This window comes from Streptomyces ortus (genome assembly GCF_026341275.1).
Classification (GTDB): Bacteria; Actinomycetota; Actinomycetes; order Streptomycetales; family Streptomycetaceae; genus Streptomyces; species Streptomyces ortus.
Genome location: NZ_JAIFZO010000002.1, coordinates 2307243 through 2320698 on the forward strand (window position 1 = coordinate 2307243; position 13456 = coordinate 2320698).

A 13456-nucleotide genomic window follows, 5' to 3' on the forward strand; every position below is an offset into this window, starting at 1 on the left:
GTGCCCCAACCCTGCATCGGAAACGTGCCGTGACCGTCCCTCGAAAACGTGCCCTGACGGGACCCGGGAAACGCCGAAGACCCTGCCGCACGCGCAGCGCGCGAACGACAGGGTCCCGTAAGAAGAAAGGCGCGAGTAAAGCGTCAGGCGGCGTTGCTGCCGGAGGACGAACTCGTGGACGACGACTTCGAGGACGACGACTTCGAATCCGACGAGGACGACGAAGACTTGGAGTCCGACGAACCGGACGGCTTCGAGTCGGACGACGAGCCCGAGGACTTCGAGGCCGAGGCAGGGCTGCTGCTCGACGACGACCCGCGGCTGTCGTTGCGGTAGAAACCGGAACCCTTGAAGACGATGCCTACTGCGGAGTACACCTTCTTCAGGCGGCCACTGCAGTTGGGGCACACGGTCAGGGCGTCATCGGTGAACTTCTGCACCGCCTCAAGGCCTTCGCCGCACTCGGTGCACTGGTACTGGTAGGTCGGCACTGTGTCTTCCTCCTGGCACTCTCACTCAGTGAGTGCTAACGACGGTCCATACTGACCTATTCCTCGGGATCAGTCCACTGCCACCGGCGTGCGGTGACCCACGCCACGTGCGACGGTCCGGCTCACGGCCGGCGGAGCGAGCCGCGAACGCAGGCCCACCAGGGTCGCCAGAGCGAGCAGCGTGCCGCCCATCGGGACCAGGAAACCGGCCCCGTCCCACAGCCGGTCCTCCAGCTGTCCGGCGATCATGACGGCGGTCGCCTGGCCGAGGGCGACCGCGCCGGTCAGCCAGGTGAAGGCCTCCGTACGGGCGCCCACCGGCACCAGCCCCTCGACCAGCGTGTAGCCGGTGATCAGGGCGGGTGCGATGCACATGCCGACCACGAGGCCGACGCCGGCGAGGACGACCACGGACTGTGCCGCCCACAGCCCGGAGGCGGTCAGCGCCAGGGCCGCGTACCCGATGAGGAGGCGGCGGCGCGGGGCGACCTTCCAGGCGATGGCACCGCAGACGATGCCGGAGAGCATGTTGCCCGCGGCGAAGGTCCCGTACAGGACGCCGTTCAGGCCGGGCTCGCCGATCGACTCGCTGAACGCGGCCAGTGAGACCTGCATGCCGCCGAAGACCGCGCCGATGCCGAGGAAGGCCACGACCAGCACCCGCACACCGGGGACGGCCAGTGCGGAAACGGCCTTCACGCGCGCGTGCCCGGCGTCACCGGCCCCCGAGCCGCACAGGGCCCCGGTACCGACACCCACCGGCGGCTGGGATCCCCGCTGGGCGGCGAACAGCAAGCCGCCCACCAACGTCAGAGCCGCCTCCGTGAGCAGCCCCGCGGCCGGGTCCACGGCCGTGCACAGGGCGGTCGCCAGGAGCGGCCCCAACACGAAGGTCAGCTCGTCCGTGACGGACTCGAAGGCCGCCGCGGTCGTCATGAGGGGCGAGCCCTGGAGCTTGGTGCCCCAGCGGGCTCGCACCATGGGCCCGACCTGCGGCACGGAGGCGCCCGTCGGCACGGCGGCGGCGAACAGGGCCCACAGCGGAGCGTCCGCGAGGGCCAGCGCGGTCAGGGAGAGGCCCGCCAGCGCGTGGACGGCGACACCGGGGAGCAGCACGGCCCGCTGCCCGTGCCGATCGGCGAGACGGCCCGTGAACGGCGCGAACAGGGCCATCGCGACACCGGTCACGGCGGCGACGGCGCCGGCGGCCCCGTACGAGCCGGTGGTGTGCTGCACGAGCAGCACGATGGAGATGGTCAGCATCGCGAACGGCTGACGCGCGGCGAAGCCGGGAAGCAGAAACGCCCAGGCACCGCGCGTGCGCAGCAGCTGCCCGTATCCAGGACGAGCGGAGACGGAACTGCCGACGGAGACGGAACTGCCCGCGGAGACGGAACTGCCGTCGAAGACGAGACTGCCGTCGGAGACGAGACCGCCGTCGAAGACGAGACCGCCGTCGGAGACCGGGGTCCCGTCGGACTCGGGCGTTCCGCCGGTCTCCCGGGTGACCGTGGATGCCACGGCCGTGCCTTTCTGCCGCCTGGTAGCGCGGCCCCTGTGGCGGGGCGCGGGGCGCCGAGAGCTGTCCTCTTGCGCGGAACTGCGGTAGATACCGGGCCGCCCACTGAGAGGGGCGCCGCGGCCGCCATACGGTCGCGCCAGCACTGCGTCAGGCAGAGTTGGTTCGATCAAGTGTGCCTTGATGATACAGGCTCTACCAGGCCCGGACCTGTGAAAACCAGCACGTCCAAACCCAAAGCCTGGCTTTCACAACGCACCGCCCCGGCCCCCGCCAAGCCCACAGCCCCCGTCAACCACCTCGCCCCGCGCTCAGCGATCCCCGCCCGTCCCCAGCCAGTCCGCCAGCTTTCCGCCCTGCCCGACCGCCCGCAGGCGCCGTTCGGCGGCGTCGCGGACGGGGTCCGTCGCCACGACGAGCAGTTCGTCGTCGCGCCGCAGCACGGTCGTGGGAAGCGGCACGAACGATTCTCCGCCGCGGACGACCAGCGTGACCGCGGCCCCCGCCGGCAGCCGCAGCTCATTGATCTCGACGCCGTGCATCTTCGACCCGTCCGGGATGGCCACGGACAGCAGATGCCCGCGCAGCCGCTCCAGGGGCGCCGACTCGATCCCCAGGTCGGCGGTCTCCGAGTCGGACTTGGACAGCCCCAGTCTGCGGGCCAGCCAGGGGAGCGTCGGCCCCTGTACGAGGGTGTAGACGACGACCAGGACGAACACGATGTTGAAGATGCGAAGGCTTCCCTCGATGCCGCTCACCATCGGGATCGTCGCCAGGATGATGGGCACGGCACCGCGCAGCCCGGCCCAGGACATCAGGGCCTGTTCCTGCCAGCGCATACGGAACGGCAGCAGGGCCACCACGACGCTCAGGGGCCGCGCCACCATGGTCAGTACCAGGCCGATGACGAGCGCCGGCCAGATGTCGTCGCCCATCTCGTGCGGCGTGACGAGCAGGCCGAGCAGCACGAACATGCCGATCTGCGCGATCCAGCCGAGCCCGTCGGCGAAGCCGCGGGTGGCGGGCCAGTGCGGCAGCTTCGCGTTGCCGAGCACCATCGCCGCCAGATACACGGCGAGGAAGCCGCTGCCGTGCGCCAGCGCCCCGGCCGCGTACGCGGTGACCGCGATCGCCATGACCGCGATCGGATAGAGGCCGGAGGCGGGCAGTGCCACATGCCGCAGTCCGTACGCCCCCAGGAAGCCCACCGCGAGCCCGATGGCCGCTCCGATGACCAGCTCCAGCGCTATCTCGCCGATCAGGTGGTACCAGTGGTCCACCGGACCCGCCGTGGAGAAGGCCACGACGAGGATGACGACCGGGGCGTCGTTGAACCCCGACTCGGCCTCCAGGATGCCCGTCACGCGCGAGGGGAGGGGCACCTTCCGCAGGACCGAGAAGACTGCCGCCGCGTCTGTGGAGGACACCACCGCGCCGATGATGAGCGCCTGCCGCCACTCCAGCCCGATCAGGTAGTGGGCCGCCGTCGCCGTGACGCCGACGCTCACCGAGACACCGACGAGCGCCAGTGAGGAGGCGGCCGGGAGCCCCGGCCCGATCTCCTTCCACTTGGTGCCCAGACCGCCCTCGGCGAGGATCACGACCAGGGCCGCGTATCCGATGACCTGGGTCAGTTCGGCGCTGTCGAAGTGGACGTCGCCGATCCCGTCCTGGCCCATGGCGACGCCGATGCCCAGGTAGACGAGCAGGCTGGGGAGTCCGCTGCGCGAGGAGATCCGAACCGCTGCCACCGCGACGAGCAGAACGAGCGAGCAGACGAGCAAGAGCTGGTTGAGGTGGTGGACAGTCAGCGGCTGTTCCCTTCTCGTCGTTCCGATCCTGCTGTTCCGAGTGGCTCGGTCTGATCGGTTCCGTCAGCGCAACTACTTCGTTACCTTACCTAACTCTTGACGCTTTCTTGACGCTTGCCAGGGCAAGATCGAACTTTCGTCCGCCCGGGTTCCCGACACCGCGTCAAGCCGGGGTTGGCCCTGCGCCTATGGTTGCTCCAGCGTTCAGTCAAATGGACAAGCCCGTCTGCCGCTCGCGTGAGGACAGCAAGGACAGCGATGCCCCCCAACACCACCGCATCTTCCGGTCAGAAGCCCGGCAAGTCCGGCAGGAAGAAGGGGCGCAGAGCCCGTCTGATCCTGATCATCCTGGTTCTGGCCATTGTCGGCGGTATCGCCTACGGGGCGTTCTGGAGCATCAGCACCGTCCGCGGCTCCTTCCCGCAGACCAAGGGTTCCATCACCCTCGACGGTCTATCGGGGCCCGTGGACGTGAAGCGGGACGGCTACGGCATCCCGCAGGTCTACGCCTCGACCGACGAGGACCTGTTCATGGCGCAGGGCTACGTCCAGGCGCAGGACCGGTTCTACGAGATGGACGTCCGCCGCCACATGACAGCCGGCAAGCTCTCCGAGATGTTCGGCGCGGGCCAGGTCGACAACGACGAGTTCCTGCGCACGCTCGGCTGGGAACGGGTGGCGGAGAAGGAGTACAAGAGCAAGCTGTCGCCGGAGACCAAGAAGTATCTCCAGGCGTACGCCAAGGGGGTCAACGCCTACCTGAAGGGCAAGGACGGCGCCGACATCTCCCTGGAGTACGCGGCTCTCGGCTTCACCAACGACTACAAGCCGAGGGAGTGGACCCCGGTCGACTCCGTGGCCTGGCTCAAGGCGATGGCCTGGGACCTGCGCGGCAACATGCAGGACGAGATCGACCGCTCCCTGATGACCAGCAGGCTCGGCCCGAAGCAGATCGCCGACCTGTACCCGCAGTACCCGTACGACCGGAACAAGCCGATCGTGCGGGAGGGCCAGTACGACACCGTCACCGGCCAGTACTCGCAGGACAGCACCGGCACGGGCACTGGAACGGGGACCGGCACGGGTACGGGCACCGGGACCGGCAACGGCACCGGAACGGGCACCGGTACCAGCGGTACGCAGTCCACCGCGGGCTCCGGGCTCACGAACGGCACCGAGGCGCCCGCGGGGCTGGAGAGCCAGCTGTCGGGCCTCTACGGGGTGCTGGACGACGTCCCCGAGGCCGTCGGCGTGAACGGCAACGGCATCGGCTCCAACTCCTGGGTCGTCGGCGGCGACCACACCATCAGCGGCAAGCCGCTGCTGGCCAACGACCCGCACCTGTCGCCCTCGCTGCCGTCGGTCTGGTACCAGATGGGCCTGCACTGCAAGAGCGTCTCCGAGAAGTGCCAGTACGACGTCTCCGGGTACACCTTCGCGGGCATGCCCGGTGTGATCATCGGACACAACCAGGAGATCGCCTGGGGCATGACGAACTCCGGGGCCGACGTCACCGACCTCTACCTGGAGAAGCTCACCGGGGAGGGCTACGAGTACGACGACAAGGTGGTGCCCTTCACCACCCGCAAGGAGAAGATCGACGTCGCGGGCGGCGCGAGCAAGAGCATCACCGTCCGGGAGACCAACAACGGACCGCTGCTGTCCGACCGTGACGACGAGCTCGTGAAGGTCGGCAAGAAGGCCGGTGTCGACAGCGCCGCCCCCGACCGCGGCGACGGCTACGGCATCGCCCTGCGGTGGACCGCGCTGGACCCGGGCACCTCGATGGACGCCGTCTTCGCGATCAACAAGGCCACCGACTGGACGTCGTTCCGCAAGGCGGCCACCCTCTTCGACGTCCCCTCGCAGAACCTCGTCTACGCGGACCGCGAGAACAACATCGGCTACCAGCTGCCCGGCCGGATCCCGATCCGCGGCGAGGGCGACGGCTCGCTCCCGTCACCGGGCTGGGACTCCAAGTACCGCTGGACCGGCTACATCGACCAGGACGAACTGCCCAACGAGTACAACCCGAAGCGCGGTTACATCGTGACCGCCAACCAGGCCGTGGTCGACACGGACAAGTACCCCTACACGCTCACCACGGACTGGGGTTACGGCACTCGCAGCCAGCGGATCTCCGACCTCATCGCGTCGAAGATCAAGAACGGCGGCAAGGTCTCCACGGACGACATGCGTCAGATGCAGCTCGACAACAGCAGCGAGATCGCCAAGCTGCTGGTGCCCAAGCTGCTCAAGATCGACGTGGCGGACAAGGACGTCCGCGAGGCACAGAAGCTCCTGGAGGGCTGGAACTACACCCAGGACGCCGACTCCGCCGCCGCCGCGTACTTCAACGCGACCTGGCGCAACATCCTCAAGCTCGCCTTCGGCAACAAGCTCCCCAAGGAGCTGCGGGTCAAGGGCCAGTGCCTGTACGTCGAACCGACCGACTCCACCGGACCGGTCGACGACGAGGACGACAAGGTGCGCGAGTGCGGTCAGCGCGACGCGGACAGCGCCCAGCCGGACGGCGGCGACCGCTGGTTCGAGGTGGTGCGCAAGATCCTCGACGACGAGGACAACGACTGGTGGTCGGCGCCCAAGACGCGTAACGACAAGGCCGTCGACACCCGTGACGAGCTCTTCGGACGGGCCCTCGCGGACGCCCGCTGGGAGCTGACCGCCAAGCTCGGCAAGGACCTGGACACCTGGAGCTGGGGCCGCCTGCACCGGCTGTACCTCAAGAACCAGACCCTGGGCACCAGCGGCCCCGGCTTCCTGCAGTACATGCTCAACCGTGGCCCGTACAACATGGGCGGCGGCGAGGCGGCGGTGAACGCCACCGGCTGGAACGCGGCGGGCGGTTACTCCGTGGTCTGGGTGCCGTCGATGCGCATGGTCGTGAACCTCGACAACTTCGACAAGTCCAAGTGGATCAACCTGACCGGGGCCTCCGGCCACGCGTACAGCGCCCACTACATCGACCAGACGAGCAAGTGGGTCAAGGGCGAACTGCTCCCGTGGGCCTCCTCGGACCGGGCCGTCGACAAGGCCACGTCGGACACGCTGGTGCTGAAACCCTGACCGGCACCGCTGCCAGGCATCACTGAAACAGCCCTCCACGCACGCGTGGAGGGCTGTTTCATGCCTTTTCGCCAATCGGTGCCCACAGGAGGCCGCGGAACCGGTGCACCCCCGACGGGGTCACCGCCGCGTGCACCGGCCGGTCGTGCGGCTCCTCGGGTACGTGGCCCACGACTTCGGAGTCGTGCAGCAGCACCACCAGGGCCGGATCCGCGCCCGCCCGCTCCAGTCGCGCGAGCACCCGGTCGTACGAGCCGCCGCCCCTGCCGAGCCGCATCCCGCGCCCATCCACGGCCAGACCCGGCAGCAGCACGGCGTCGGCGCCGAGGACGGCCCCCGGACCCAGGCGGGTGCCCGCGGGCTCCAGGAGGGTCATCCGGCCCCCGTGCCGGACGGGCACCAGCGAGCGGGGGCCGTCGTAGGCGCCCCAGTCGAGATCGTTGTCCGCGAGGAGCACGGGGAGCAGGACACGCACTCCGCGCGCGTGGAGTGCGTCGAGGAGCGCGCGGGTGCCCGGTTCGCTCCCCACGGAGACGTACGCCGCCACCGTGCGCGCACGCGCCAATTCGGGCAGTTCCAGCGCGCGGGCCGCGAGAACGGCCTCCGTCTCCCGCACGTCATCGGCCGTCAACCTGCCCCTCACCGTGAGAATCTCCCGACGCAACACACGCTTGGCAGAGTCCTCTTCGGGTCCCAGGTGATTCATAGGCTTGTTCCGTACCCTTCATAATGCGCTCATATGAGAGCGAATTAACCGGAGCCACAGATTCACTACAAAGGCACCGGATATGGTGTCGGGCATGACTCAGTCGCACCCAAGGATCAGCAAGGCTGTCATCCCCGCAGCAGGTCTCGGCACCCGGTTCCTGCCGGCCACCAAGGCCACTCCCAAGGAGATGCTGCCGGTCGTGGACAAGCCGGCGATCCAGTACGTGGTCGAGGAAGCCGCGTCCGCCGGCCTCGATGACGTCCTCATGATCACGGGCCGCAACAAGCGCCCGCTGGAGGACCACTTCGACCGCAACTACGAGCTGGAATCGGCCCTTCAGAAGAAGGGCGACGCCGGCCGGCTCGCCAAGGTGCAGGAGTCAAGCGACCTCGCCACCATGCACTACGTCCGCCAGGGCGACCCCAGGGGCCTCGGTCACGCCGTGCTGTGCGCCGCGCCGCACGTCGGCAGCGAGCCCTTCGCCGTGCTCCTCGGCGACGACCTGATCGACCCGCGCGACCCGCTGCTCAAGCGCATGGTCGACGTCCACGAGCAGTACGGCGGCAGCGTCATCGCGCTCATGGAGGTCGAGCCCGAGCAGATCCACCTCTACGGCTGCGCGGCCGTCGAGGTCACGGAGGACGGCGACGTCGTCAAGGTGACCGGCCTCGTCGAGAAGCCCGACCCGGCGGACGCCCCCAGCAACTACGCGGTCATCGGCCGCTACGTCCTCGACCCGCACATCTTCGACATACTCCGCACGACCGAGCCCGGCCGCGGCGGTGAGATCCAGCTCACCGACGCCCTCCAGCAGCTCGCGGACGACGAGAAGATCGGCGGCCCCGTGCACGGCGTCGTCTTCAAGGGCCGCCGCTATGACACCGGTGACCGCGGCGACTACCTGCGTGCCATTGTCCGACTCGCGTGCGAACGTGAAGACCTGGGCCCGGACTTCCGGACCTGGCTTCGCCGTTACGTCACCGAGGAGATGTAGCACTTTGAGCAACGCCGTGACCCGTGCCACCGGCCAGGACCACCTCTGGTCGGTGACCGAGCACTTGGAGGACATCCTCTCGACCGTGCGGCCCCTGGACCCCATCCAGCTGCAACTCCTCGACGCCCAGGGCTGCGTCCTGGTCGAGGACGTCATGGTCCCGGTGTCCCTGCCGCCCTTCGACAACAGCTCGATGGACGGGTACGCGGTCAGGGTCGCCGATGTCGCGGGCGCCAGCGAGGAGTACCCGGCGGTGCTCACCGTCGTCGGCGACGTGGCGGCGGGCCAGTCCGAGCTGCAGCACGTGGGACCCGGCCAGACCGCCCGCATCATGACGGGGGCTCCGCTGCCGCCCGGCGCCGAGGCGGTCGTCCCCGTGGAGTGGACCGACGGCGGCCTCGGTGAGGGCCCCGTCTCCCAGATGCGCGCCCGCAGCACGTCCCCCGAGGGCGCCTCGGGACAGGTGCACGTCCACCGCCCGGCGGGACCACGCGCGCACGTACGCGCGAAGGGCAGCGACGTGAACGCCGGAGACCGCGCCCTGTCCGCCGGCACCGTCCTCGGCCCGCCGCAGATCGGCCTGCTCGCCGCGATCGGCCGCGGGACCGTCCGCGTCCGCCCCCGCCCGCGCGTGGTGGTGCTGTCCACCGGCAGCGAACTGGTCCAGCCCGACGGTGAGTTGGAGAGCGGCCAGATCTACGACTCCAACAGCTACGCGCTGTGCGCCGCCGCCCGGGACGCCGGAGCGATCGCCTACCGCGTGGGCGCCGTCGCCGACGACGCCGAGACGCTCCGCGCCACCATCGAGGACCAGCTCATCCGCGCGGACCTCGTGGTCACCACGGGCGGCGTCAGCGTCGGCGCGTACGACGTCGTCAAGGAGGCGCTCTCCTCGGTCGGCGACGAGGACGAGGCGGGCGGCGGCATCGAGTTCCGCAAGCTCGCCATGCAGCCCGGCAAACCCCAGGGCTTCGGCACCATCGGCCCCGACCACACCCCGCTCCTCGCCCTCCCGGGCAACCCCGTCTCGTCGTACGTGTCCTTCGAGCTGTTCGTGCGCCCCGCGATCCGCACCCTGGCGGGCCTGGACGACGTCCACCGGCCCACCGTCAGGGCGACGCTGCGTACGGAGAAGTCGCTCACCTCGCCCGCCGGCCGCCGTCAATTCCTGCGCGGCCGGTACGCGGACGGGGAAGTGACGCCCGTCGGGGGCGCCGGATCCCATCTGATCGCCGCCCTCGCGCACGCCGACGCGCTGATCGTCGTCCCGGAGACCGTCGAGTCCGTGGAGCCCGGCACGGAGGTCGACGTGGTCCTCCTGGGCTGACAGCTCCGGGTTGGGGGTACCGTGTCGCGCACGACAGGCACGACCGGGAGCGCCGCCACAGCATGAGTACGGCATGAGTACGCAGGACAGACTGACCCACATCGACGAGGCGGGTGCCGCCCGTATGGTCGACGTGTCCGCGAAGGACGTGACGGCCCGCACCGCCCGCGCGAGCGGCCGCGTCCTGGTCTCGGCCCGCGTGATCGAGCTGCTGCGGGGCGAGGGGGTGCCCAAGGGCGACGCCCTCGCCACCGCGCGCATCGCGGGCATCATGGGCGCCAAGCGCACACCGGATCTGATCCCGCTCTGCCACCCGTTGTCGGTGTCGGGTGTCAAGCTGGACCTGTCGGTCGCGGACGACGCCGTCGAGATCCTGGCCACCGTGAAGACCACCGACCGCACGGGCGTCGAGATGGAGGCCCTCACCGCGGTCACCGTGGCGGCTCTCACCGTGATCGACATGGTCAAGGCGGTCGACAAGGGGGCGGTCATCACGGACGTGCGCGTGGAGGAGAAGACGGGCGGCAAGTCGGGCGACTGGAGCAGGCCATGACCCGAACCCCGGAAACCCCGGAAACCCCGGCGACCTCGGAGGTTCCGCAGGCCCCGACCGCGGCGGCACCGGCCGATCCGCCGATCGGCGCCGCCCTGGGCGCCCCGTACAGCGCGCTCGTCGTGACGGCCTCGAACCGCGCGGCGGCCGGGGTCTACGAGGACAGGGGCGGGCCCCTGATCGCGGAGGGCCTCGCGGCGTTCGGGTTCGCCGTCGACGGCCCGTGGGCGGTCCCCGACGGGGACCCCGTGGAGCACGCGCTGCGGACGGGCGTCCGCGCCGGATACGACGTCGTCGTGACCACCGGCGGCACCGGCATCTCACCCACCGACCGCACCCCGGAGGCCACCCGGAAGGTGATCGGGTACGAGGTGCCGGGCATCCCCGAGGCCATCAGGGCGTTCGGACGGGAGAAGGTGCCCACGGCGGCGCTCTCCCGAGGTCTCGCCGGAGTCGCGGACCGAACGCTGATCGTGAACCTGCCGGGCTCCACCGGCGGCGTCAGGGACGGCCTGGCCGTCCTCGAACCCCTGCTGATCCACGCCGTCGACCAGCTCCGCGGCGGCGACCACCCCAGACCCGGCGGCAGTGGGGGTGTGAGCTGAACAGCCCATCCTGGCCGGTCGAGCTGGTGCACGGCGATGTGGTCCTCAGGCCCATAAAGCTGCGCGACCAGCGCGCCTGGCGTGACGTGAACCGGCGCAACCGGGACTGGCTGCGCCCCTGGGAGGCGACCATTCCGCCGCCCACGCCCAGCGGGCCGATCGCCCACCGGCCGACGTACCGGCAGATGGTCCGGCATCTGCGCGCCGAGGCGAACGCGGGGCGGATGCTGCCGTTCGTCATCGAGTACCAGGGGCGGCTCGTCGGACAGCTGACGGTCGCCGGAATCACCTGGGGCTCCATGTGTTCGGGCCATGTCGGCTACTGGGTGGACGAGGCGGTCGCCGGGCGCGGAGTGATGCCGACGGCTGTGGCGCTGGTGTCCGACCACTGCTTCCGAACCGTTGGTCTGCACCGCATCGAGGTCTGCATTCGGCCCGAGAACGGACCGAGCCGGCGGGTCGTCGAGAAACTCGGATTCCGTGACGAAGGTCTCCGCCCGCGTTATCTCCACATCGACGGAGCCTGGCGCGACCACCTCGTCTACGCCCTCACGGCCGAGGAGATCCCCGAAGGACTGCTGGCCCGCTGGCGCCGCACACGCACGAGGAACGCGTCCGAAAACTCACCACGGGACACACCCCGGAACACCGCGTAAATGAAATAGGTGTTCGAAAATGATCGGCGATCGACCACCCTCGGGCATTAATTTCATGCTCTCCGTGACCTGCTGATCGCATCGGTCACAAAAAAAGCTCGAAATATCAGCCAGATCGTGCGACACACCGGCTCAATTGGCAGATGGCCTCACGCAAACCCCTCTACCGTGTGAGGCGTGAGCAGCAGCGGCCTCATCTACGCAGTCATTGTCGGGGCCTGGGCCGCCTACTTGGTGCCTATGTGGCTCCGTAGGCAGGACGAGCTGAACGAGGCCCGTCCGACGGAACGCTTCAGCACCGCCATCCGGCTTCTGTCCGGACGAGCGGGCATGGAGCGCCGATACGCCAAGGACCTGCAGGCGCGCTCCGCCGAGGAGGGGGAGCACCGCGCCGACCCGGACGGCGTCACCGACTCGGTGGACGTCCGGGCCTTCGCCATGCCTCCGACGCGCCGGGAAGTACGGGCGAACGTCGACGAGGCACGGGACGCACGGGACGCGCGTGACGCTCGGGACGCGCGTGCTGCGCGCTCCGAGGCGCAGCACGCGCAGGCGCAGGCCCAGCATGCACAGGCTCAGGCGCAGCAGGCCTCCAGACAGGCGCAGGCGTCGAGGCAGGCCGCGAAGCAGCAGGCGCTGCAGCAGGCGCAGCAGGCGTCGGAACAAGAGGCGAGGCAGGCGGCACGGCAGGAGGCACGGCAGGCGGCGGCGACGGCTTCCAAGCCCGGCGCCCGGCCCGTGCCCCAGCAGGGCGCCAAGCCCTCGAAGACGTCCAGGGCCTCGAAGGCGTCGAACGGATCCACCGCGTCCCCCGCGCGACGGGCCGCCGCGGCGGAGGCCGCAGCACGCGCCCGGCGCTCGAAGGTGCTCGCGCGCCGACGGCGTACGACCGTCATGCTCTTCCTCGCCTTCACGCTCGGCGCGATCGTGGCGGCCGTCGGCGGGCTCGCGTTCCTGTGGGCGCCCGGGGTGCCCGCTGTGATGCTGAGCATCTACATCGCGTACCTGCGCTCCCAGGAACGCCGGCGCTTCACGTACGTGATGGACCGCAGGCAGGCCGAGGCCGCGGCGCAGCGGCTGCGGGAGCGGCAGCCGCGCCGGCGCCCCCCGGCCGACCCGGGCGCCGCCGACGAGCCGGAGGACGGACCTGAGCCCGACACCGATCCCGGCATGTCGGCGCTCGCGGCGGACCGCCGCGCCCTCGTCGAGCAGACCGATCACGCGGAGTGGGTCGACCAGCAGCGCGAGCGCCGCAACGGACCCGCCCGCGGCGACAGCTGGGACCCCGTCCCGGTGCCCCTGCCGACGTACGTGACGGCGCCGGTCGCCCCGCGTGCGACGTCCGACGTCGATCTGGGCGCGCCCGACGCGTGGAGTTCGGCCCGGTCCAGCACGGCCGAGCCGAACGCGGACCGCACGGCGGCGGAGGGCACGGAGGCGGCCGAGGCGCACAGGGCACCGGGCGAACCCCAGGAGTACGAGGGGGGAGGCGAGGACGAGGGGGACGACTGGGGCGACGGAGACGGCACCCCCGGCAGCGCCGCGGACGCCCGCCGCGCGGCCTCGGCCCGCCGGGCCCGCGAACGGGGCCGCACGCCCCTCTTCGACCAGTACGAGGACGGCGACCGGCCACGCGCCGCCAACGAGTGACGACGCCTCAGAAGTCCACCTGAGGCCCTGCCCCTGACCAGCGGGAGAGCCACC

The 13456-nt window shown here is 70.3% G+C and carries 11 protein-coding genes; 7 read left to right on the plus strand and 4 right to left on the minus strand.

Annotated elements, in window-relative coordinates; all coding sequences use genetic code 11:
- Positions 1-143: 143 nt before the first annotated feature.
- From K3769_RS13530 to K3769_RS13540, 3 genes are all read right to left on the minus strand, one after another.
- Entirely contained in the window at positions 144-491 is a 348-nt protein-coding gene (locus tag K3769_RS13530) for an FmdB family zinc ribbon protein (protein ID WP_107015535.1), read from the minus strand.
- Between the two features lie 69 nt (positions 492-560).
- On the minus strand, positions 561-1820 hold the full coding sequence (locus tag K3769_RS13535) for an MFS transporter (RefSeq protein WP_267031358.1): 1260 nt from the start codon (positions 1818-1820) through the stop codon (positions 561-563).
- Positions 1821-2321: 501 nt separating this feature from the next.
- The gene (locus tag K3769_RS13540; protein WP_267031359.1) at positions 2322-3848 is read right to left on the minus strand and encodes a potassium/proton antiporter; all 1527 of its coding nucleotides are present in this window, start codon (positions 3846-3848) and stop codon (positions 2322-2324) included.
- 231 nt (positions 3849-4079) lie between these two features.
- Here K3769_RS13540 and K3769_RS13545 point away from each other — a divergent pair, with 231 nt between their 5' ends.
- Positions 4080-6908 carry a penicillin acylase family protein gene (locus tag K3769_RS13545; RefSeq protein WP_267026682.1) on the plus strand — a complete coding sequence of 943 codons (2829 nt, stop codon included), beginning with the start codon at positions 4080-4082 and terminating at the stop codon, positions 6906-6908.
- Positions 6909-6966: 58 nt separating this feature from the next.
- Here K3769_RS13545 and K3769_RS13550 read toward each other — a convergent pair whose 3' ends face one another.
- Positions 6967-7614 (minus strand): 5-formyltetrahydrofolate cyclo-ligase, encoded by a 648-nt coding sequence (locus K3769_RS13550; protein WP_267026683.1) that lies wholly within the window; start codon positions 7612-7614, stop codon positions 6967-6969.
- A 94-nt stretch (positions 7615-7708) separates the two neighbouring features.
- Between K3769_RS13550 and galU the strand changes: the two genes are divergently transcribed.
- The 6 genes from galU to K3769_RS13580 all read left to right on the plus strand — a co-directional run bounded on the left by galU (position 7709) and on the right by K3769_RS13580 (position 13402).
- Positions 7709-8611, plus strand: coding sequence for a UTP--glucose-1-phosphate uridylyltransferase GalU (gene galU / locus K3769_RS13555; protein ID WP_267026684.1), 903 nt, complete (start codon positions 7709-7711; stop codon positions 8609-8611).
- Positions 8612-8615: 4 nt separating this feature from the next.
- Positions 8616-9938, plus strand: coding sequence for a molybdotransferase-like divisome protein Glp (gene glp, locus K3769_RS13560; RefSeq protein WP_267026685.1), 1323 nt, complete (start codon positions 8616-8618; stop codon positions 9936-9938).
- A 73-nt stretch (positions 9939-10011) separates the two neighbouring features.
- A complete protein-coding gene (gene moaC, locus K3769_RS13565) occupies positions 10012-10491 on the plus strand; it encodes a cyclic pyranopterin monophosphate synthase MoaC (RefSeq protein ID WP_267026686.1) in 480 nt (159 codons plus the stop codon).
- Entirely contained in the window at positions 10488-11096 is a 609-nt protein-coding gene (locus tag K3769_RS13570; RefSeq protein ID WP_267026687.1) for a MogA/MoaB family molybdenum cofactor biosynthesis protein, read from the plus strand. Before moaC ends, K3769_RS13570 begins: the two co-directional genes overlap by 4 nt.
- Before the next feature lie 26 nt (positions 11097-11122).
- Positions 11123-11752: a GNAT family N-acetyltransferase gene (locus K3769_RS13575; protein ID WP_267026688.1), complete on the plus strand. Its 630-nt coding sequence runs from the start codon at positions 11123-11125 to the stop codon at positions 11750-11752.
- A gap of 177 nt (positions 11753-11929) precedes the next feature.
- Complete coding sequence (locus K3769_RS13580; RefSeq protein WP_267026689.1) at positions 11930-13402, plus strand: SepX/GlpR family protein; 1473 nt, start codon at positions 11930-11932, stop codon at positions 13400-13402.
- Positions 13403-13456 lie beyond the last annotated feature (54 nt).

Excerpts from the sequence above, each read along its gene's own strand:
- K3769_RS13550 (WP_267026683.1), bottom strand. The coding sequence starts at position 7,614 with ATGAATCACCTGGGACCCGAAGAGGACTCTGCCAAGCGTGTGTTGCGT.
- galU (WP_267026684.1), top strand. The coding sequence starts at position 7,709 with ATGACTCAGTCGCACCCAAGGATCAGCAAGGCTGTCATCCCCGCAGCA.
- K3769_RS13570 (WP_267026687.1), top strand. The coding sequence starts at position 10,488 with ATGACCCGAACCCCGGAAACCCCGGAAACCCCGGCGACCTCGGAGGTT.
- moaC (WP_267026686.1), top strand. The coding sequence starts at position 10,012 with ATGAGTACGCAGGACAGACTGACCCACATCGACGAGGCGGGTGCCGCC.
- K3769_RS13545 (WP_267026682.1), top strand. The coding sequence starts at position 4,080 with ATGCCCCCCAACACCACCGCATCTTCCGGTCAGAAGCCCGGCAAGTCC.